The organism is Nostoc sp. (genome assembly GCF_036917515.1).
Classification (GTDB): Bacteria; Cyanobacteriota; Cyanobacteriia; order Cyanobacteriales; family Nostocaceae; genus Nostoc.
Map to the genome: position 1 here is coordinate 1 of NZ_JBALDE010000082.1, position 20,662 is coordinate 20,662.

Annotated in this window: 16 protein-coding genes and 2 pseudogenes; 9 read left to right on the forward strand and 9 right to left on the reverse strand. The window is 42.7% G+C overall.

The window, feature by feature from the left end:
* The 3 genes and pseudogenes from V7K89_RS10215 to V7K89_RS10225 all read left to right on the forward strand — a co-directional run.
* Positions 1–273: pseudogene (locus V7K89_RS10215) on the forward strand (photosystem II D2 protein (photosystem q(a) protein)); the annotation flags it as partial.
* Positions 257–1,648 (forward strand): photosystem II reaction center protein CP43, encoded by a 1,392-nt coding sequence (gene psbC / locus V7K89_RS10220; protein ID WP_335186762.1) that lies wholly within the window; start codon positions 257–259, stop codon positions 1,646–1,648. The pseudogene V7K89_RS10215 and the gene psbC, both read left to right, overlap by 17 nt.
* A gap of 129 nt (positions 1,649–1,777) precedes the next feature.
* The gene (locus V7K89_RS10225) at positions 1,778–1,963 is read left to right on the forward strand and encodes a PCP reductase family protein (RefSeq protein ID WP_334846322.1); all 186 of its coding nucleotides are present in this window, start codon (positions 1,778–1,780) and stop codon (positions 1,961–1,963) included.
* 212 nt (positions 1,964–2,175) lie between these two features.
* On the opposite strand, the gene V7K89_RS10230 is transcribed toward V7K89_RS10225, so the two are convergent.
* The 4 genes from V7K89_RS10230 to V7K89_RS10245 all read right to left on the reverse strand — a co-directional run bounded on the left by V7K89_RS10230 (position 2,176) and on the right by V7K89_RS10245 (position 9,908).
* Positions 2,176–3,015, reverse strand: coding sequence for an SWIM zinc finger family protein (locus V7K89_RS10230; protein ID WP_292864419.1), 840 nt, complete (start codon positions 3,013–3,015; stop codon positions 2,176–2,178).
* A 175-nt stretch (positions 3,016–3,190) separates the two neighbouring features.
* Positions 3,191–5,404: a tetratricopeptide repeat protein gene (locus V7K89_RS10235; protein WP_335186764.1), complete on the reverse strand. Its 2,214-nt coding sequence runs from the start codon at positions 5,402–5,404 to the stop codon at positions 3,191–3,193.
* A gap of 136 nt (positions 5,405–5,540) precedes the next feature.
* Positions 5,541–6,305, reverse strand: coding sequence for a toll/interleukin-1 receptor domain-containing protein (locus V7K89_RS10240; protein ID WP_335186766.1), 765 nt, complete (start codon positions 6,303–6,305; stop codon positions 5,541–5,543).
* 285 nt (positions 6,306–6,590) lie between these two features.
* Positions 6,591–9,908: a DEAD/DEAH box helicase gene (locus tag V7K89_RS10245; protein ID WP_335186768.1), complete on the reverse strand. Its 3,318-nt coding sequence runs from the start codon at positions 9,906–9,908 to the stop codon at positions 6,591–6,593.
* A gap of 143 nt (positions 9,909–10,051) precedes the next feature.
* Between V7K89_RS10245 and V7K89_RS10250 the strand changes: the two genes are divergently transcribed.
* Both V7K89_RS10250 and V7K89_RS10255 read left to right on the forward strand, forming a co-directional pair.
* Entirely contained in the window at positions 10,052–10,597 is a 546-nt protein-coding gene (locus tag V7K89_RS10250; protein ID WP_335186770.1) for a GNAT family N-acetyltransferase, read from the forward strand.
* 101 nt (positions 10,598–10,698) lie between these two features.
* Positions 10,699–12,855 carry a polyribonucleotide nucleotidyltransferase gene (locus V7K89_RS10255; protein WP_335186772.1) on the forward strand — a complete coding sequence of 719 codons (2,157 nt, stop codon included), beginning with the start codon at positions 10,699–10,701 and terminating at the stop codon, positions 12,853–12,855.
* 95 nt (positions 12,856–12,950) lie between these two features.
* Here the strand turns inward: V7K89_RS10255 and V7K89_RS10260 are convergent, their stop codons facing one another.
* From V7K89_RS10260 to V7K89_RS10275, 4 genes are all read right to left on the reverse strand, one after another.
* On the reverse strand, positions 12,951–13,160 hold the full coding sequence (locus V7K89_RS10260; protein ID WP_335186774.1) for a type II toxin-antitoxin system HicB family antitoxin: 210 nt from the start codon (positions 13,158–13,160) through the stop codon (positions 12,951–12,953).
* A gap of 2 nt (positions 13,161–13,162) precedes the next feature.
* Entirely contained in the window at positions 13,163–13,300 is a 138-nt protein-coding gene (locus tag V7K89_RS10265; protein WP_335186788.1) for a type II toxin-antitoxin system RelE family toxin, read from the reverse strand.
* 441 nt (positions 13,301–13,741) lie between these two features.
* Positions 13,742–15,124, reverse strand: coding sequence for a transposase (locus tag V7K89_RS10270; protein WP_335186776.1), 1,383 nt, complete (start codon positions 15,122–15,124; stop codon positions 13,742–13,744).
* A complete protein-coding gene (locus tag V7K89_RS10275; RefSeq protein WP_335186778.1) occupies positions 15,102–17,042 on the reverse strand; it encodes an NACHT domain-containing protein in 1,941 nt (646 codons plus the stop codon). The genes V7K89_RS10270 and V7K89_RS10275 overlap by 23 nt, the downstream gene beginning before the upstream one ends.
* A 248-nt stretch (positions 17,043–17,290) precedes the next feature.
* Here V7K89_RS10275 and V7K89_RS10280 point away from each other — a divergent pair.
* The 4 genes and pseudogenes from V7K89_RS10280 to V7K89_RS10295 all read left to right on the forward strand — a co-directional run bounded on the left by V7K89_RS10280 (position 17,291) and on the right by V7K89_RS10295 (position 19,568).
* Positions 17,291–18,095 (forward strand): annotated as a pseudogene (locus V7K89_RS10280) (Uma2 family endonuclease).
* A 62-nt stretch (positions 18,096–18,157) separates the two neighbouring features.
* Entirely contained in the window at positions 18,158–19,012 is an 855-nt protein-coding gene (locus V7K89_RS10285; RefSeq protein WP_335186780.1) for an HIT family protein, read from the forward strand.
* Between the two features lie 204 nt (positions 19,013–19,216).
* Positions 19,217–19,474 carry a diguanylate cyclase domain-containing protein gene (locus tag V7K89_RS10290; protein ID WP_335186782.1) on the forward strand — a complete coding sequence of 86 codons (258 nt, stop codon included), beginning with the start codon at positions 19,217–19,219 and terminating at the stop codon, positions 19,472–19,474.
* Positions 19,446–19,568, forward strand: coding sequence for a hypothetical protein (locus V7K89_RS10295; RefSeq protein WP_335186784.1), 123 nt, complete (start codon positions 19,446–19,448; stop codon positions 19,566–19,568). The genes V7K89_RS10290 and V7K89_RS10295 overlap by 29 nt, the downstream gene beginning before the upstream one ends.
* 87 nt (positions 19,569–19,655) lie before the next feature.
* On the opposite strand, the gene V7K89_RS10300 is transcribed toward V7K89_RS10295, so the two are convergent.
* The gene (locus V7K89_RS10300; protein ID WP_335186786.1) at positions 19,656–20,438 is read right to left on the reverse strand and encodes a Uma2 family endonuclease; all 783 of its coding nucleotides are present in this window, start codon (positions 20,436–20,438) and stop codon (positions 19,656–19,658) included.
* Positions 20,439–20,662: the final 224 nt, after the last annotated feature.

The following is a 20,662-nucleotide window of genomic DNA, read 5'->3' on the forward strand; positions in this document are numbered from 1 at the left end:
AATAAGCGCTGGTTGCACTTCTTTATGTTGTTCGTACCAGTCACAGGCTTGTGGATGAGTGCCGTCGGCATCGTCGGTTTAGCACTCAACCTGCGGGCTTATGATTTCGTCTCCCAAGAATTACGGGCGGCGGAAGACCCAGAGTTTGAAACCTTCTATACCAAAAACATTTTGCTCAACGAGGGTATCCGCGCTTGGATGGCTCCTCAAGATCAACCCCACGAACAATTTGTATTCCCTGAGGAGGTATTACCACGTGGTAACGCTCTCTAATAGACCTAATATCTTAGGCGGTGCTGGACGCGACCAAGAATCCACTGGATTTGCTTGGTGGTCTGGTAACGCACGTTTAATCAACCTATCTGGTAAACTGCTGGGTGCTCACGTTGCCCACGCTGGTTTGATTGTGTTCTGGGCTGGAGCGATGACTTTGTTTGAAGTCGCTCACTTCATTCCTGAAAAGCCCATGTATGAACAGGGCTTGATCCTGTTACCTCACCTTGCCACTCAGGGCTGGGGTGTTGGTGCTGGTGGTGAAGTCATCGATACCTTCCCCTACTTTGTTGTCGGTGTACTCCACCTAATTTCCTCAGCTGTCCTTGGCTTTGGTGGTATCTATCATGCCGTTCGTGGCCCAGAAACCTTAGAAGAATACTCTTCTTTCTTTGGTTACGACTGGAAAGACAAGAACAAGATGACCAATATCATCGGGTTCCACCTGATTATTTTGGGATTCGGTGCATTGCTTTTAGTGTTAAAGGCAATGTTCTTTGGTGGGTTGTATGACACCTGGGCACCAGGTGGTGGTGATGTTCGGATTATTACCAATCCGACATTGAACCCAGCAGTTATCTTCGGTTATGTAATCAAGTCTCCCTTTGGTGGCGAAGGCTGGATTGTTAGCGTCAATAACTTAGAAGATGTGGTTGGTGGTCACATTTGGGTCGCCTTTATCTTAATTGCTGGCGGTATTTTCCACATTCTTACCAAGCCTTTTGCTTGGTCACGTCGTGCATCCATCTGGTCTGGTGAGGCCTATCTCTCCTACAGCTTGGGCGCTCTTTCGCTAATGGGCTTCATTGCCTCAATTTTTGTTTGGTTCAACAACACCGTTTATCCAAGCGAATTCTTTGGCCCTACTGGACCAGAAGCTTCTCAAGCTCAGGCTTTGACCTTCTTGATTCGTGACCAACGCTTGGGTGCTAACGTCGGTTCTGCCCAAGGCCCTACTGGTCTAGGTAAATATCTGATGCGCTCTCCAACTGGTGAAATCATCTTCGGTGGTGAAACCATGCGCTTCTGGGATTTCCGCGGCCCTTGGTTGGAGCCTCTACGTGGCCCCAATGGTCTTGACCTGGAAAAAATCAAGAATGATATTCAGCCTTGGCAAGCTCGTCGCGCTGCTGAATACATGACCCACGCTCCTCTGGGTTCTTTGAACTCCGTAGGTGGTGTGGCTACCGAAATTAACTCCTTCAACTACGTATCTCCTCGCGCTTGGTTGGCGACTTCTCACTTCGTACTAGGATTTTTCTTCCTAGTTGGTCACTTGTGGCACGCTGGTCGCGCACGAGCTGCGGCTGGTGGTTTTGAGAAAGGAATTAACCGTGATACTGAGCCAGTGATGTTCATGGACGACCTAGATTAGGTTGTAAAGTTTATTTCATCACTGACAACTAAATAATTTAGAGGCTCTTGCATAAAAGCAAGGGCTTTTTTTATAGGAAAATTAGTAATCTATTAATTAAAGTGAGCGACTTGCCAAGGTAACTAATTTATGAACGACTCCAATTTTATTGATGCTTTGCGATGGACATCTGAAGCTAAGGAAAAATTACAAAACATTCCCTTTTTTGTCCGCTCTCAAGCTCAAGCCAGAATTGAACAGCTGGCTCGTGAAGCAGGGCAAGATGTTGTGACTGCTAATTTGGTAGAACAGGCTAGGCTTGAATTTGGACAATAAATTAGGAGTCAAGAGTCAGAATTCAGAATTCATACCAAGTTGCAATCAGATGTAGTATTTCTCCCCCAGCTTCCTCTGTTCCCCCTGCCTACCAAAACTAATATTTTTGAATGCAACTCGGTATCAGAATTGGTAAATACTCTACCAATAAAGGGATAAAGTTTTAAGGCGAGAATATTCCAGTCAATTTAATTCATAATTACGAATTAGTATCAACTTCCTCCTACATTCATTGCTGCTAAAACAGCCTTCTGGCTTACATCTCTGTAAACGGTATTCAAATACTTCATTACCACATCACTCGAAGTTGAATTTACTGCATTTTCCTCTTCTTTCGCTAGGGGAATCGCTCCCAATACATCTAATATCGTCTCACTAGTAGATGGTGCAATCACTACCAATGATGACTCTAGTGGCTCATTGTATTGCCAGAAAGAATCAATTTTTACCGAGTATTTGTTATTAGGAATTGACTGTTGAATGTCGGGCGTTTCTGTGGTACTACTGGGTTGAATCTTGGCACTACGTAATTGGCGTAAATCGCTGATAATTTGCTCTTTAGAACGTCCGCGCAATTGAAATAGTACAAAGGGGTCTTCACTGAATCTATCGCCTAACTGATAGTATATAGCACCAATGTGTTTACAGGGATTTGCTTTATCAGGACAAGAGCATTTACTCTGAACATCAGCAAGGGTAAATGGAAATATCGAAAGACCATTAGCCGTGAATACTTCTTCTATATTTTGTGGCATTTCTCCTGCTAGGAGCTTGGCAGCAAAAATTGCCCTTTGGGACATGGTTTCAATTACATAACCCCATTGTTCATCGGTAAATGGTTCAAGGGAGAGGGAAACTTTATAGGGTTCTACTTCACTGCCTTGCACCCTAGCCAATACTTTTGCACCTTTAAATTCAATGCTGAGAACATTTCCTTGACGAGCATAATTTCTCGCACGTTCTAAACGCTTTTTAAAGCGATAGGAATCTAGCAAATCTAACCATTGTTGTGACCACCATTCTCGACTTGCTTGTAATGTGTAATTAGTCATAATCTATTTAAAATTCAAAATTATGGAATGTATGGGTTAATCTTATTTTGTGATAGTTACCTCAGACTATAGCGTTATCGTTGGGAACATATCAGTTTCGCAAATATAGGCTTTCAGACTGGAAGTTTGGGACAACACAGGAACGTGAAACCTTAAATTAATTACGAATTACGAATTATTCCATCTCCGCCTTGCGTCGCAACCGTTTAACCAATTGGCGCGTCCAATCCAAGCTCTTATGGCGCAGACGCTCCCGGATTTCCAGGGCAGACTGTGCTAACAGTAGCGCCTCTGTGTAGCGTCCTTCCTCCTCCAGAACTCGCGCCAGCCCCGCTTTAGCGCCAGCCACCAAGCTTTGCCGTCCCACTTCCTGTGCTAGGGCTAACTCACGCTCGTACCAGAGACGGGCTTCTAAAGGACGATTGCGGTTAAGGGCTAGATTTCCCAAGTTGCCTAGATAAGCTATATGCATCGTTTTACCAGCACGCTTTTCTTCTATCGCCAATGCTTCCTTGAAGTAGGATTCAGCGCGATCATAGTGTCCCTGTGATTGCGCAACTGTTCCCAGATCGTTGAGGGCGTTTGCTTCCCATTCTTCATCCCCCAACTTTCGGTAAATCGCTAATGCCTCCTGGGACAGCCGCTCCGCTTCTACCCAGTCCTTGCGTTGGTGTGCAATAATTCCTTGCAAACGAATTGCAAAAGCCTTATCCCGACGACTACCGCCCCGCTCCATCGCCTCCGCCATCTCAGCCGCCCAACTTGTTGCCCTATCAGTCTTTGCGCGATTGTGGTAAATCCAGGCAACATGATAAGCACCCCAACCAGCATCGCTCCACTGACCAAGCGCCTTTCCTGCCTGATATCCCCACTCACCCAAGCGTACCGCCTCATCCCAGTAGCCACGGAAGAAGAGGAAGTTATTCAAAGCGGTTTCCAAATCGATGAGCATCTGGGCAGCTTGTCGCTCTTTCAACGCATCGGGGATACCTGCCATCTCTCGCAGGGTTGTTGCCACGCCCTCTAGATTCTGCCACTCGGCTTCCAGCTTATCATGTATCTTATAGGCATCTTTGTCGTTACCCCCGTACTTCTGGGCAAAGTCCACCCAGTAGTGCAGAACTTTGGGTTGGGCAGCAGAGTCAAACCGAATTCCACTTAGGGGCGCAGTTACAACGGTATCCGTTCCGCCCATAACTGCCCAAATATATGTGCGGGTGAGGGGGTGCAGGCCAAACCGTTCTCCATCCAAGTCATTCACCAAAGATAGAGTTACCAGCCGCTCTAAAGAAACTTGGATCTCGGTTATGACTAAATCTGTAGCATCTGCCAGTGCTGCGGTTTTTGCTGGTGTCAGGAACACAGCCAGGGCAGACAACACTGTGCGATCATTTTCAGAAAGAGTTTCGGCGGCATTGGCAAACAAAAACCCGTAGAGATCGGGAGATTTGGCGGCATTCCGCAACCGCTCTAGGGCATCACTTATGGAGTAGCCTTTGTGTGCCACCTGTCCCAATGTCCAATCCAGCGCTAGAGGATTGCCACCAGATGCTTCATATAAAGCGGTCAATATCTCTGGCTTCGTTGCGTTTAGTTCCTGGGCTAGACGGGGGTGCGACTTTCCCTTCGCCTGCATCAACTCTAAAGCTTCTGCCTCTAAGAGACGATCTAAGCGGATGGTGACGGCGCTTTCCCCGGTGCGGTGGCGGCTGGTGATGATGGCTTTGTTGGGGGTGGGCAGTTTCCGCAAAAACTCGGCAATCATATTGCGTTCTTCTGCATTCAACGTTTCCAAGTTGTCCCAAATCAACAGGGTGCACCGTCCCCGTAAGGCATCGAGAAGGGCACGGCGGCGTTCTGTGGCATCAGTCATTGTCACAATATCTGTTTGTCCCAACCTCTTGGCAAATTCCCGGCAGAAGCTATCGAGAGAAGACAGGGCGAGGGTTTCTTGCCGCACTCCCTCAGTTGAGAGCCAGGTAGTCTTAGCAGAAACAAACAGGTAGGCATCAAACAAAGCTTGCTCACGGGCAAGGTGTGCTACCTCCAGCGCTAACACCGTTTTGCCCATACCACCAATACCATCGATCGCCACACCCCAACCGCGCTCTTCTGGTGACAGTGCCTCCAAACAACGGGCGATTTCTTGTTTGCGTCCCACAAACACATCGTTATAGCGGGGCAGGTTATCCGGCACACTTTCCGGGCGCTTTCCCTGTAACAGGCTTAATCGCGCTTCTAGGCTAGTGACTTCTTTTTGTTTTTCCTCCAGTTCGATCTGCAAATCCACTGGAACTCGAATTCCATAACCAGCTATTTCCTCCTCTAATATCTGGAGGGCGCGACGGGCGCGGTTGAGAGTTCGCTGTAGTGCTTCTTGATTATCCATAGGATTTGATAAAAATAAATCTCAGGATTTGCAGTTGAAAAAAGGCAAAGGGCAGGAGGAGCAACAAAATATCCACTTTTCCCGAATCATTGAGGGCGACCGCCTTTAGCAGAGGCTCCGTACATTTGCTCTTAGCTTACTCATCTAAACTTTGTGCGATCGCTTTAAGCAGTGCCTCAAAATCTGATTGTATATGAATCTCTTCCGTCAGAGCATTCATATCCTTCAGCAGGTTTATGAGATTAGCAAACATATTACGAATTTCAGTATATAGGTCAATTTCTTCTCTAAATCCCTGTAAATTAGCAGCGTTAACTGTTCTCATAGCGTTATTTAAATCTTGAATTTGCTTTTCCCAATACTCAACATATTTAATTCTTTCAATAGGCTTATAAATTTGGGCATCTGCTAAAACTATAGGAAAAATTCGATGATAAAGGTTTCCATGTTTCGCTATTTCAACTAGTTCATACATGCAATTTTCAGACTTCAAATATTGGTCGCTGATTACCAAAATCACACATTTGCCACGACTTAATCGCTGCATGAATTCTTGAAATCGTTCTTTGTAGCCAATTGCATTTTTATCCCGAATGATTGTAATGCTTTTTGCCTGAAATGCTTTCTCTAGTTTTTGTACAAATGTTTCGCTGTGATTATCTTGCCAGGTGTAGGAGATAAAAACTTCCTTTTGCTTGCTTTTTGACTCTACTTTACCGATGCTGTTTTGCAAATGACTCAATCGTGCCTCTAGGCTGGCGACTTCTTTTTCTTTTTCCTCCAGTTCGATTTGCAAATCTACTGGAACTCTAATCCCAAAACCAGCTTTTTGTTCTTCTAATATTTGGAGAGTGCGACGGGCGCGGTTGAGAGTTCTCTGTAATGCTTCTCGATCATCCATAGAGTTATAGCTAGGAGGCAGGAGGCAGGAGGTAAAACTATTGCTAACTCTAGCATTCACCCAGGGCAAATGTCCTAACCTGTGTGACTACGGCTATATATCAAAATAAGATACTTTCCAATATAAAGATTCAATAGATCCTTTGCAAAAGTATCGACTTTTCACTAAATCTGCATTTTTGCATGAAGTCAAGAAGTATTTATGCAATAAGTCTAATGCATACAAACTAAATATAAATTTGTAATGCCACAACACAGGTAATACTGTTAAGTTGACATCACTAAATTATCCTTCATCCTCTTCAATAACAGCATTACGGTCAAGTATTAGTAAGTTGCGGAGTTGGTCTGTATCCAGTTCAGTCAACCATTCTTCACCAGCACCCACAACTTGTTCAGCCAATTGTTTCTTACTTTCAATCATGTCATGAATTTTTTCTTCTAAAGTGCCTGTGCAAACAAATTTATGTACTTGCACATTCCGGGTTTGACCAATCCGAAATACTCTATCTGTAGCTTGATTTTCTACGGCTGGGTTCCACCATCTATCAAAGTGGAATACATGATTCGCTCGTGTTAGATTTAGTCCTACTCCACCTGCTTTCAAAGAAAGAATCATAATTGGTGGACCTTGAGGATCGTGTTGAAAACGGTCAATCATTTCCTCACGTTGTTTTTTGCTGGTGCTGCCATATAAAAAGAATGTTTCTCGTCCAAGCTGTTTTTCTAAATAGGGTTTAAGTAATTTACCCCACTCAGCAAATTGTGTAAAAATTAAAGCTCTATCGCCTTCTGCTAACACTTCTTCTAACATTTCTTCTAGCCGTAGAAGTTTGGCTGAATTATGTTGATCTAATGTTGCCTGTTTCAAGTATTGGGCTGGGTGATTGCAGATTTGTTTGAGTTTGATTAGTAAAGCCAAAATCATTCCCCGACGTTGCAAGCCTTCAGCAGATTCTATCTCTACTAAAGATTGTTCTACAACTTCTTGATAAAGTGCGGCTTGTTCGCTAGTCAGACCACAAAATACAGTCATTTCTTGCTTATCTGGCAAATCTTGAATGATGTCGCGATCGCTTTTCAATCGCCGCAGTATAAATGGCTGAACTAATGAACGTAATTGACCCAAAGAAGCCGTATCTCCATACTTTTCAATTGGCATGGCAAACCGACGCTGGAAAAATTGCTTATTGCCTAAATACCCTGGATTCAGAAAATCCAAAATAGACCATAATTCTTGCAGTCTATTTTCTACTGGTGTCCCCGTCAACGCAATCCGAAATGTAGCTTCTAATTGGCGTACTGCTTTTGACTGCTTCGCCTCTGGATTTTTCACATTTTGGGCTTCATCTAAAACAATTATCTGCCAAGAGACACTTTGCAATGACTTGATATCTCGATGAAGCAGTGAGTAGCTGGTAACGATTAAATCGTGATTTTTCACAGCTTCTAAAAACGCTTTCCCTTTTGGGCGTTTATCACCGTGATATTGCAAAATTTTCAAGTTTGGTGCAAATTTATTGACTTCCCTTTCCCAGTTACCTAAAACCGAAGTTGGACAAACTAGCAGTGTTGGATTTTCTAGTACATCTTGTTCTTTCAAGTGCAGCAGAAAAGCAATGAACTGAATAGTTTTACCGAGTCCCATGTCGTCTGCAAGACACGCACCCAAGCCCCAACGTTCTAAGAATGACAGCCAAGCAGCACCACGTTCTTGATAAGGTCGCAACTGCCCTTTAAAGCCTGTTGGTGTGGGTAAAGGTGCGATCGCTTGATTATTGGTTAACGCCCCAATTAACTCTTGCAATGCCCCAGATGCATCAAAGCTGACCACTGGTAACTTTTCAATTACCTGAGTATCCCCTGTACTGAAACGCAAGGCATCTTCCAGGGAAAGGGCCATTTGGTCTTTGCGAGTGGTAAAAAAAGTTTGGGCTGTCTTGATATCTTGAGATCGCAATTCTACCCACTCACCGTTAATTTCCACTAGCGGACTATTTAAAGCCACAAGTTTATCAAATTCGACTTTGGAAATAGTCTGTCCGCCAATTGCTAATTGCCATTGGAAGTTCAGGAGACTCTGCAACCCCAAGCGTCCCTGCTTTGTTTTTGGAGTTTCGGCAGTAATTTTTAAACCCAAACGGTTTGCCCATCCTTCACGGTTTGCTAAACTGGAAGGCAAAATTACTCCCAAACCACTGTCTTCCAACCTCCAAGCTACAGCCTTGATAAACTCATAAGCTTGGATGGGAGTGAGGCGAGAAAATTGGGGATATTCGGTTTCAAAACTCGGTGCAATGGCTGGATATAATCGGGAAGCTACCCCCAAACCTCGCAAAAATGTTTCTTGTGGTTGGTCAATTGTCCGATTTTCATAAACTAATCTTTCAACTGGATTGTTCCAAATAGTTGCTGCATCCACTAAAAACTCTGGAGAGTCAGCCGCTTGCAAAAAATACGCCAATGTCCAATCTGTTTCGCCAGACTCTGGAGAACGCAGTTGAAGACAGGTACGAAATAGAGTTTTAAGAGTTAACTGATATTGTAGCGGCATAGTCCAAGCCTTCAATGCCGCTTCCAGTCGTTCTACTTCAAGTGCATTTGCATTAACTGTACCAGATGCACTAGTTAAGGCTTGCAACCACTGTTGCACCCCAGCAGGTAAAGATGCAATCGTCTTAGCTTCTGTTGGAGGTTGAGAACCTATCATGTCTCGCACTTGGGCATCTATCGTACTGTTGAGAAATCCCAAAAGTAATTCTTGAGGTTCGAGGGGGAAGTTTATATATATTGGGCATTGGGCATGATTATTTTTTCCCCTTGTCCCCTTGTCCTCCTTGTCCCCTTGTCCACTCATTCCCCACTCCTCAGTCCCTAATCCCTCTTGATAAGTACGACAAACCAACGGCATATTCGCAGAAAATTTTTCTAGGCGGGTTCCATCTACAGCACTATCTAGAAGTACTTGCCACTTAGTAGCAAATGCACCATCTGATTGTTGGTCAATTGTTGGTAAAAACTTACACCGTGAGATTAAATCTAAACTCCAACGGGCAACCTGCGACCAAAAGCGTAAATCTCCACCCAAAAAGGCATTTTCCCCTTTAGCAGCATTTAGGGGAACAGCAGCGAGAAATTTTACTGCTTCGCTGGGGTTGAGACAAAAACCTTCAACTTGCCAAGGTTGCAAATATTGCGGGGAATCTGTGTCTAGCCCTAAGCTAGCAGAATGTACGGGGAAAATCGCTGTTGTTCTTTGATCGCTTCCTTCTAAGATATGAGTTGGTAGGGCAATTATATGGGAATGTATTGGCAAACTGATTTGGGTGGCTGTAGCGACTTTGCGCGTTCGTTTAGTAGTCGCGATCGCTTTGCCCGCCGCAGGCATCGCAACTTGAGGTTGCTGAATAAAGTTAGTAATTGCCATATTCTGCGATTGCAACCACTCACTCAACTCAACCGATGTCATTGCCAATGGATGTAGTGCTATATCTCCAGATCCACTAGACTCGAAATTCACTCGTGGCGATCGCCAAGTTTCCCCCCAAATAAATAAACAACCATTTTGATTTTTTAGTAACCAATTACAGTGTAAAATCGCCATTTGCTAACTACTCAGATTTTCCCAAAACTCTAGAATTAAAATCACAATTATTCTACTTTTTGCATCTTTTCAAGGAGATTTATTGGCCAAGTTTCTCATATAATAAATATTTAAGTAGTTATTCCACATCAACATTGTTAATAATGAATTTTCCCCTAATTAAAGTTTTAAAAAACGGGATGTTAGTGGAACTGGATTATATGCATCCTCAAGAACACGAGGTGGTAAGATCGTTACTCAATGTTGTAATTGTTGAAGGTAAAACCTATCCCCAAAAGCAACCTCTCTCTTTTACAGAATTTTCAGCTTACTGGTTAAGCAAGGATGCCTTTGTTGTCAGGACATCTGTTGTAAATCTCACACACAAGCCAAAAGAAATATTAGGGGCGTTTTATTTAAAGCCAAACTTTCCTGGTCGGTGTAGCCATATTTGCAACGCTGGTTTTATTGTACAACCTGGATTACGCGGTCAGGGTTTAGGACGGTTCATGGGAGAAGCTATGCTTTCGATAGCAGCAAACCTGGGCTACGAAGCAGTGATGTTTAATTTGGTCTTTGAGACTAATATACCTTCAATTACACTTTGGCAGTCGTTAGAATTTGAGATTATTGGGCGAATTCCGGGTGCGGCGAAGCTAGAGAATGGGCAGGTAGTAGATGCGCTAATCTTGTATCACACTTTGCGTTAAACGACTTGTCTATCTTTGTATGTACTAGAAGTCAGCCATAGGGCATAAATGTTAGGATTGCCACAGAAAGAGAATAGCGAAAGAGAAGGAAAAAAAACTGAATGGCAGAAGTTGATAAGTCAATATCCTTCGATGGAAGGGATATTCGACTGAAAGTAGGCTTACTAGCTCCCCAGGCAGGTGGGTCGGTTTTGATAGAATCAGGGGATACATCAGTTTTAGTGACGGCTACGCGATCGCAAGCCAGAGAAGGCATTGATTTTCTTCCCCTGACTGTAGATTATGAAGAAAGGCTATATGCCGCTGGTCGAATTCCCGGCGGGATCATGCGGCGCGAAGGTCGTCCACCAGAAAAAACAATTCTCACCAGCCGTCTTATAGACCGTCCCATGCGTCCCTTGTTCCCCTCATGGTTGAGGGATGACTTGCAAATTATTGCCTTAACGCTGTCGATGGACGAGTTAGTTCCACCCGATGTGTTAGCAGTTACAGGCGCTTCCATCGCTACCCTAATTGCCCAGATTCCTTTTAATGGGCCAATGGCAGCAGTGCGGGTTGGTTTAGTGGGAGATGATTTCATTATTAACCCCACTTATGCAGAAACTGAAGCTGGAGATTTGGATCTGGTAGTAGCAGGTTCACCAGATGGCGTGATCATGGTGGAAGCGGGAGCCAATCAGTTGCCAGAACGAGATATTCTCGAGGCGATTGACTTTGGTTATGAAGCAGTGCGGGACTTAATCAAAGCGCAGCAAGATTTAATCGCTGAACTGGGTCTAGTAATAGTGCAAGAAGCACCACCAGAAGTAGACCAAACGCTAGAAAATTATATCCGCGATCGCGCTAGCGGCGAGATTAAGAAAATCCTGTCTCAATTTAGTTTCACCAAACCCGAACGCGATGCAGCTTTAGATGTCGTCAAAGATGAAATTGCCGCGACGATTACTGAACTGCCAGAAGAAGATCCGATTCGAGTTGCCGCAACTGTAAATAAGAAGGCACTTGGTAACACTTTTAAAGATATTACCAAATACTTCATGCGGCGACAAATCATTGAAGATAACGTCCGCGTTGATGGTCGTAAACTCGATCAAGTGCGTCAGGTTTCTTGTTTAGTTGATGTCTTACCAAAGCGAGTCCACGGCAGCGGTTTATTTAACCGGGAACTAACCCAGATATTATCCACTTGTACTCTGGGTACACCTGGGGATGCTCAAAACCTCAACGATGACATGCAGCTAGATCAGCACAAGCGTTATCTGCATCATTACAACTTCCCGCCCTTCTCAGTCGGTGAAACCAAGCCAATGCGGGCCCCAGGAAGGCGTGAAATTGGTCACGGGGCATTAGCAGAGCGATCGCTACTACCTGTGATACCCTCAAAAGAACAATTTCCCTACGTAATTCGCATCGTCTCGGAAGTACTTTCTTCTAACGGTTCCACCTCAATGGGTTCAGTCTGCGGTTCCACCCTCGCCCTGATGGATGCTGGTGTACCAATTCTCAAACCCGTTAGTGGCGCAGCAATGGGTCTGATTAAGGAAGGGGACGAAGTACGAGTTCTGACCGATATCCAAGGCATTGAAGACTTTTTGGGCGACATGGACTTCAAAGTTGCCGGAACGGATACCGGGATTACCGCCTTGCAGATGGATATGAAAATCTCCGGTTTGTCTTTGGAGGTTATAGCCCAAGCCGTCCACCAAGCCAAATCAGCCCGGTTGCACATTTTGGAGAAAATGCTCGCCTGCATTGACACGCCGCGGACTGAAACCTCACCTTATGCTCCACGTCTGTTAACAATCAAGATTGATTCAGACATGATTGGTTTGGTCATCGGACCTGGAGGCAAGACTATTAAGGGGATCACAGAGGAAACTGGTGCAAAAATTGACATCGAAGATGATGGCACCGTGACAATTTCCGCTGTGGATGAGAACAAGGCGAAGAGAGCTAGAAATATTATCCAAGGCATGACCCGCAAGTTACACGAAGGGGATGTCTACGCCGGACGTATTACTCGGATTATACCGATAGGTGCATTTGTGGAATTTTTGCCTGGAAAAGAAGGCATGATTCACATTTCTCAACTAGCTGACTACCGCGTTGGCAAAGTTGAAGATGAAGTAGCGGTGGGCGATGAAGTGATTATCAAAGTGCGCGAAATTGATAACAAAGGTCGGATTAATCTCACCCGCTTGGGTATTCACCCAGATCAAGCAGCAGCAGCAAGAGAAGCTGCGGCGGTGAATCGGTAACTCGATTTGGGATTTTAGATTAGATTAAATCTAAAATCCGCGATGCCTACTGTGAAGGCATCGCCGTATGCTTCTCTAATTTGATAAATTACAAATTATTTTAACGACTTTTCTAATGTTTTTGGCTCAGGTAGAAGTTGACCGTCAGCTAAGGATGATTCAATCAGCATTTCTAAAACTTCTTGAGCATTTTTGAAAGCTTCTTCGTAAGTATCTCCGTGAGTATGACAAAATCCCCATTCAGGAAGACTCACAACAAAACACTCATCTTCATCAGACCACTGAATAACGATTGTATATTTCATATTTATTCATACACCTCTCGGCGATGAGCAATAGTGGTGACAATAAGCTGATTGGTTTCATCATCAATTCGGTAAATAACGTGATATTCACCAATGCGATCGCGATAGTAGCCTGCAAAATTACCTTTGAGAGGTTTAATAAGCTAAAAGTATTTTAATTTGCATCCTTCAAAAAATAAATCTCTTGTGGAGTGGGCATCTTGCCATAGGTGTCAAGTTAAGATGAAATCACTGGGGTCAACTAGTATAGCTAGGGACTGGGGACTGGATGAAAAGTCTTTGTCTTGAAAAGTTCAGATGCCTGCGGCGGGCTACGCCAACGGCGGAAGCCGCCACTCTGACTTTTCGCTTTGTGTTTAGGTTTTATCCGACTCACATTAAAATTGAACAAAAATAATAAACGGCTACCCGAATTCAATAAACGACACCTCGAATTCGATGAACGACTGCCCGAATTCAATAAACGACACTCCGAATTCAATAAACGGCTGCCCGAATTCAATAAACGACACCCCGAATTCAATAAACGGCTGCCCTCAATAAACGGTTGCCCGAATTCGATGAACATAGGACTAGCCCTTTCAAGGTGTGTTATTTTCCTGTTTTTTCTGGTTTAGAATCTTATAAGTTGAGACATGAGGTCGATTCTTCAGGTAAGTCCTCTTTGGCTGAGGTTTTTTTGGGCCTCGCGGATGGCGACGAAAAGCTCTCAGCTCGGCAAGACTTGCCAGATGTTTGAGAAATTGCGATAATTCGATGAAGGTGATGTTGTGAAAAACACGCCATTCTTCGGGGGGAATCGCAATCATCATCCCTCTGTAAGTACCCTTAATTTCGTCAGCTAAATAGTAGCTGGGAATTTCCGCTTCTATCTTTTCAGTTCCATGAACACTTCTGAGGGCTGCCTTAACGGTAGACAGAACGTTATAGGCAACTAAAGCGATGCAGAAGGTAAACAAAGCAGCTTTTGGATAGCCTAGCGTATTAATCTCGCAGCAGAGATTTTCTGTCAGGACTTGAAACAAGGTTTCGAGCTTCCAACGTTTGCGGTATATTTGCGCTATCAACAGCGAAGAAGCGACCTCAAATGGCAAATTAGTGAGAATAAAAATTTCTTTTTCCCCATCACGTAATGGTTCCTCTAAGGAGACTTTGATGCGACGTGCCTTTAATAGTTGACCATCATCCGCACTCAAAATGATGTTTTGCTCAAACACAATAGCGTGATCGCTTTGACCCACCAACCGGAAATCATCAGTCCCTTGCCAGGGTAGACTTTGATGCTGTCTAATAATAAAGTAGCCAAGACCTGTGGCAATCCCGAATAAAAACTTGAGTGTGCAAAAATTCCGGTCTGCGATCCAAACATCATCTTCTTCAACAGTAGATAGTACCTTATCAAACAAAGAACGCTCTTGGGCATGACCGTCTTCACAAGGAAAGACATTTACTGCCAGCATCAAGCTTGGGTCAAGTACAACCAAAAATTGACCTGGTAATGGGGCGCTACTAATTTCACGTAATGCTTTTAGGCGATGTTCACTGCTAGCGATCGCGTTCCCGTCAATAATCTTGACTCGATAACCTGGTAGTAAATCAGGCATTGTTGCATTGAGGTGTCGAATCGTAGCTTCCATTTGACCAGCAATCTCTCTGACTAATTCTCCACTGGTACTAGGTTCAATACCATTGATTTTGTTGTAGACTGATGTCACTGAAACACCAATTTCCTCAACTGATGCTTGATATGCTGCATGTACTGATGGGTGAATTCCGCAGACGACAAGGCTCATTAAATTGACGACCGTAGAGAATAATAACTCACGAGTGTATTGGGTTTTTGCACTACGCTCAAATAGTTCATCTAGGATTTGGGGACATAGGGCTTTTTCTAAAAGCCCACGAACCATCACTGAAACTGGACTCTCGCTGACAAAACGCTCAAACACCTGACCTAAAAGCATTTCTCTTCTCCCACCCTGAGACTCCACCTCTCTTAAACAAACTACAAATCAAGCCGTCACACAACACCTTGAAAGGGCTAGTCCTATCTGCACCCAAGAAACATAAAATAAAGTTGCGAGTCCGCAGTTGATTAATCATCACCCGTGCAACTTCTCTAGCTTGAGTGATTTCTAGACTTTTGAAATAGTCAGTCAAAATCTTCTCTAAATCACCTGCACTAATCAAATTGCTAGCCAAACCTTTATCGCCGGTTTGCATGTGATAGGCAACCTGACGCAACATCGCTTGCTTATCTTTATAATCAATAGTTTTAGGATCTAACCTCTTATCTTCTTGCAAAGCACGTTCCACATCCCATCGATGCAGCAGTACCCGTGATGCTTGATTGTAAAGTTCGGCTCTATCTCTTGGCAATTCCTGATTCCGATTCAGAATCGCCATTATCGTCAACAACAGAGGATTTCCTGCTAGTTCTGCAATAGATTGTGAAGTGTCAATCCCGATTTGCAGCCGTTCCCGTTTTCTAACTTTATCCGCTGGATCGATAAAAGTTAACTCATGCCAGCGGTAAATAAAATCCTGAATTTGTTTTGGTTCTAAATCTTGCAATATAAAGTGGTGAAACTCAGCATCTCGCAAACGTTGCGGTTTGTAGCCAATCACGCGAGAAGTGACAATTACCTGTACATCACGATATTCATTAGTGAAGCGATGAATATCAGTAATTATATCTTCTCGTTGAGCAGGATCAAATACCTCATCCAAACCATCGAACATCACTAAAGCCTTACCACTCTTTAGCTGTTGGTGCAGTTGATGTTGGTTGAGGTGAGAAATCGCACCACTACATTTATGAAAAAATTCGAGAAAATTATGACACTCTTTATCCTCCCACCGCCGTATATAAGTGCGTAACTCAATCAGCACAGGAATCGCTAGAGATAAAGAATTATTCAGAGGACTCCTAGCCCAATTTAATGCCAAGTATTTTAATAAAGTAGATTTCCCGGAATTAGGGTTGCCCAGAATCACGATATATTTATTAGTCTGCTGCTCATTGACAATATCCACTACAGAACGTTTCGGTTGTTCTAAATAAACTCGTTTGTAGCGTTCTAATTCTTCTAACTCAACTTCTGCTTCCAGTTCGTTAGTTTCTCGCAATCTTCGGAGATGTTCTTTCGGCAGTTCGTGAATTCGGGGAATAATTTGATGAATTTCACGGACATTTTGTGCTATGAATATATCCCAAACTTTGAGTTTATCTCGATAATCATAGGTACTCGTATCTAAACTGTCTAAATTCAGATTGCTATAGGTTTCCTTAATAGCTTCTTGGTATTTTTCCAAATCAAAGTCAGGAATAATACCAGCTATCTCTGTTGTGTTGTTCTGGATTTTGTCTAAATTTCGGGAATCTAGAATCTCTCGCAGTTCAGGAACTCCTATAATAATCTCTTTAACCTTTTGCAGATATTTCCTAGCAATCCGTTTCCAGTTAAAATCATCCGGTAACGGGTATGAAGCATTAAGTTGATACCAAATTATTTCTAATGCTTTGGTGTCTATAGCTTGAGAGTCATCTTTAAAAGCAGTTCCCAAAATTCCTTTGACTTCTGGATGCTTCAGAAATTTATTTAACGGCTGCTCATAGTTTTTAATTTCATCTTCAGCAAGTTCACTATCATCTAAATCCTGCTGCATGAGTTGCAAAAATTCTGTTACAGCCATGACAACAGCTTTCTCCAGGGGTTCTCGCTTAAAAGGCGCGGTTACAGCATTATTAAAAATATTTTTGAAAAAATCTTTAGCGTAGTCCTTGACTAAATCCTTGACAAACTCTTCGCTGATAATAGTTTTGACAAGAAATCCAACCGTTTTTTGACCTATCCAGAGAGTGAACCACTCAACTATCATACTCACGCCTGCTAAGTGCTTGACTACGAGTATATACACTCGCTAAAGAAATATTTCCAGATTTCTGGGTTTTTAGGGAATGCGACTCTACTCATCCAAAACTTAAGATTATCTGGTTTTATATGCTGCGATCGCACAAAGATATACTTAACAGGAACATTCTTTTTACCTCTAAGCTTAAGAGCAAGGCTAACTGAAGATTTGTTAAAAATAACTAATAACTGTGCATTCATATTAGGAGTAGTTTTATGGTTCTACAAGTTAACCCCATCCAAAAAGAACCAATTGTTACTTGGGAAGCACTTCCAGCCGACTTCATTTTACCTGACGATCCAGTGGAAAATATTCAACAACCTGCGATCGCTGCTGCGCTTACCGATGCTTGCTTTGGGAAGCACAGGACGCATCCAACCTCAAATGCTGATTGGCTCTAATTTTGGGCTTGTAGCCACAGTTAACAAAAAAATCGTTGTCAAAGCACCAGACTGGTTTTATGTCCCTCAAGTACAGTCTGTAGGAACAAATGTAGTTCGTCGCAGCTATACCCCAAATTTAGAAGGTGCTGCTATAGCTGTAGTGATGGAATTTCTCTCAGACACAGAAGGTGGAGAACTATCAGTCCGCTCAACTCCACCTTATGGTAAACTCTATTATTACGAAAAGATTCTCCAAGTTCCAACCTACGTAACCTATGACCCCTACGAACCAAGCATAGAACTAAGGTGCTTGCAAAATGGACAATATACCTTGCAGCAAGCAGATACGAATGGACGTTACTGGATTCCTGAGTTAGAGTTATTTCTCGGAATTTGGCAAGGTGAAAGATTATGTCAAACTATGAATTGGCTACGCTGGTGGGATACAGAAGGAAATTTGCTGTTGTGGAGCAGCGAACAAGCCCAACAAGAACGCCAACGTGCTGAACAAGAACGCCAACGCGCTGAACAAGAACGCCAGCGCGCTGAACAAGAACGCCAACGTGCTGATATATTAGCAGCTAAGTTACGTGAGCTAGGTATTGACCCTGATGCGACGCCGAATAGCCCGTCGTAGACATCGCATAACCTAAACAAATGCTGGGAATAATAATTTTGGGACATCAGCACCAAAATTTTATGAAACAGCAAAAAAATCAATTCAGTCATTTTACTGCGCTCGAAAGAAGTTATCTATCATTTCCGGCACAGTTTTTATTAAATCAAAACCTTCTCCAAGGCAAAATACTAGACTTTGGTTGTGGCTTTGGTAATGATGTTAAAATATTGCGCCAAAAAGGTTGTAATATTACAGGCTATGATCCTTATTATTTTCCAGAATATCCTGATACTAAATTCGATACAATAATTTGCTTTTATGTTTTAAATATTTTATTTCCTGAAGAACAAACTAATGTTCTTATGGAAATATCCCACTTATTAAAACCAGGAGGTAAAGCTTATTATGCTGTAAGAAGGGATATTAAAAGAGAAGGGTTTCGAGAACATTATGTTTATAAAAAACCTACCTATCAGTGTATTGCAAAACTTCCTTTTACTTCAATTTGCTTAGATGAATATCGTGAGGTATATGAGTATATTCACTATAATCATCAGCGAAATTCATCTAACTATTGTATATTCTGTAATCCCCATAAAACTCTCAGACTATTAACTGAGTCAGCAACTGCTTATGCTATTTTTGATGGCTATCCAATAAGTAAAGGACATGTTCTAATTATTCCCAAACGTCATGTTAACAGCTATTTTGAGCTACCATTTAAAGAGCAATCTGCTTGCTGGTTTATGGTGAATAAAGTACAAGAAATTCTCAAAAGTGAATTTGAGCCTGATGGTTTTAATGTAGGAATGAACATCAATCGAGCCGCAGGTCAAAATATTATGCACGCCAGTATTCATATCATCCCTCGTTACAAAGGTGATACTGTTAGCTCTAAAAGTGGAATCAGGAACGTTATTTCTAAAAAGCAATAGTTTTTCTGTAATAATTAAGAATTCATAATTTTGCTGCAACTTGATCGCTTTGAAGTAATTATAAAAATTACTGGAATATTATGACTTGCTCAAACTTATCTCATAAGGTTGAGATCAGCTATTAAATGCTTTGTCATTCTGAGCGTTACTGTAATCATCTCAACTACTGTTGCGTTTGCAGTTTAGCAGCGTCGCTCAATTTCTTTGGTTAGCAAGCTTTTGATTTCGATGATGCTAGCGATCGCGGGATACGCTACAGTTGCAGCAAATATTGTGTGTAGATACGGTGGTGAGAAGTTTGTATTGGTTTTACCTGAAATGACACAAAAAAAAGCATTTCAGCACGCCGAACAGATCCACTTATCGTTTCAAACTGCGCGGTTAGGATCTGGAGGTAAACAAAATACATACAACGGTTTCGGGTGGAGTGGCCATGTTTCCAGATCATGGAAAAACCACTGATAAGTTATTGCAAGTAGTAGATCAAGTGCTATATGCTGCTAAGTTACATGGCGCAATTGCATCAAGCGTGTGTAATCTAATTGATGAGATGTAAAAATTTCAACAATCATTTCTGAAAAATATATGTATCTAACAAAACCTAAAAATTAGGTTTTGTTGAAAATATTGCAAAATATTTCAGTTAAGACAGATTATCTGGATTTATTCCAAGCGCTCTTAATTGTTCCGCCAACTGTTGAACCCGTTGTTCTGCAACATCAGCGCGTAATGATTCTTGTTGAGCGCGTAATGATTCTTGTTGAGCGCGTTGTGCTTCTTGTTGAGCGCGTTGTGCTTCTTGTTGAGCGCGTTGTGCTTCTTGTTTTACTTGTTCTGCGGGCGTGAGATACCGTTGTCCTTGCTCATCATACCAATACATCCATTCCCGCGTTACACCACAATAATTTCCCCTTTCGCAACCAATTCCCAGTCCAATTTCTGCTAGCCAAACGGGGTTTCCCTCTTGCAATTCATACTTACCATTAACTAACTTATGTACTTCCAAATGCGGTTTGCGGCGGCGGCGAGAGGAATAAATCACATAATAAAGTATACCTAAAGCCTCATATTCATCCAATTTAGTAGTGTATTCCTTACGATAATTTTGGGAAACTACTTCTAGGACAAAAATCGGTACAACATTTTCATCCCACAGCACATAACTGGGACGCAGTTCCTCATCATAAAACCGCTCTACTCCTAAGCTCAAAAACCCATCTGGTACAATTGGTGGTTTATCAGGGTGATAATAAATACCCATATCTATCGCAAACAACCAATCCATGCGTTCTGACCAAAGCATCAGCAGGATCGCCTTTAACAAGCCTGGTATCAATTCTTGCAGTTCATTATCCACAGGCGTTTCATCAGAGTCTGGTAGTTCCTCGGCTGAGGGCAAGTACTTTGGCAAGTTGTACTCTAACATGGCTGGTTTTCCCAAAACTCAAAGGATATTTGGCTCTATTTGGCTCAACAGAATTATAGCGATTTATCCTCTTGCAATGTCATTAGTAGTCTGTCTCATTAATCACGAAGCATGAATAAGTTCGTAGTCATCCCTCTTTTGTTACCTTCGGGGAAGAAAAATAGGAGAAGATTAGCTAGCTATAGAGAAATGAATCGGAGAAGCTGGAAAACCATTCATCAATT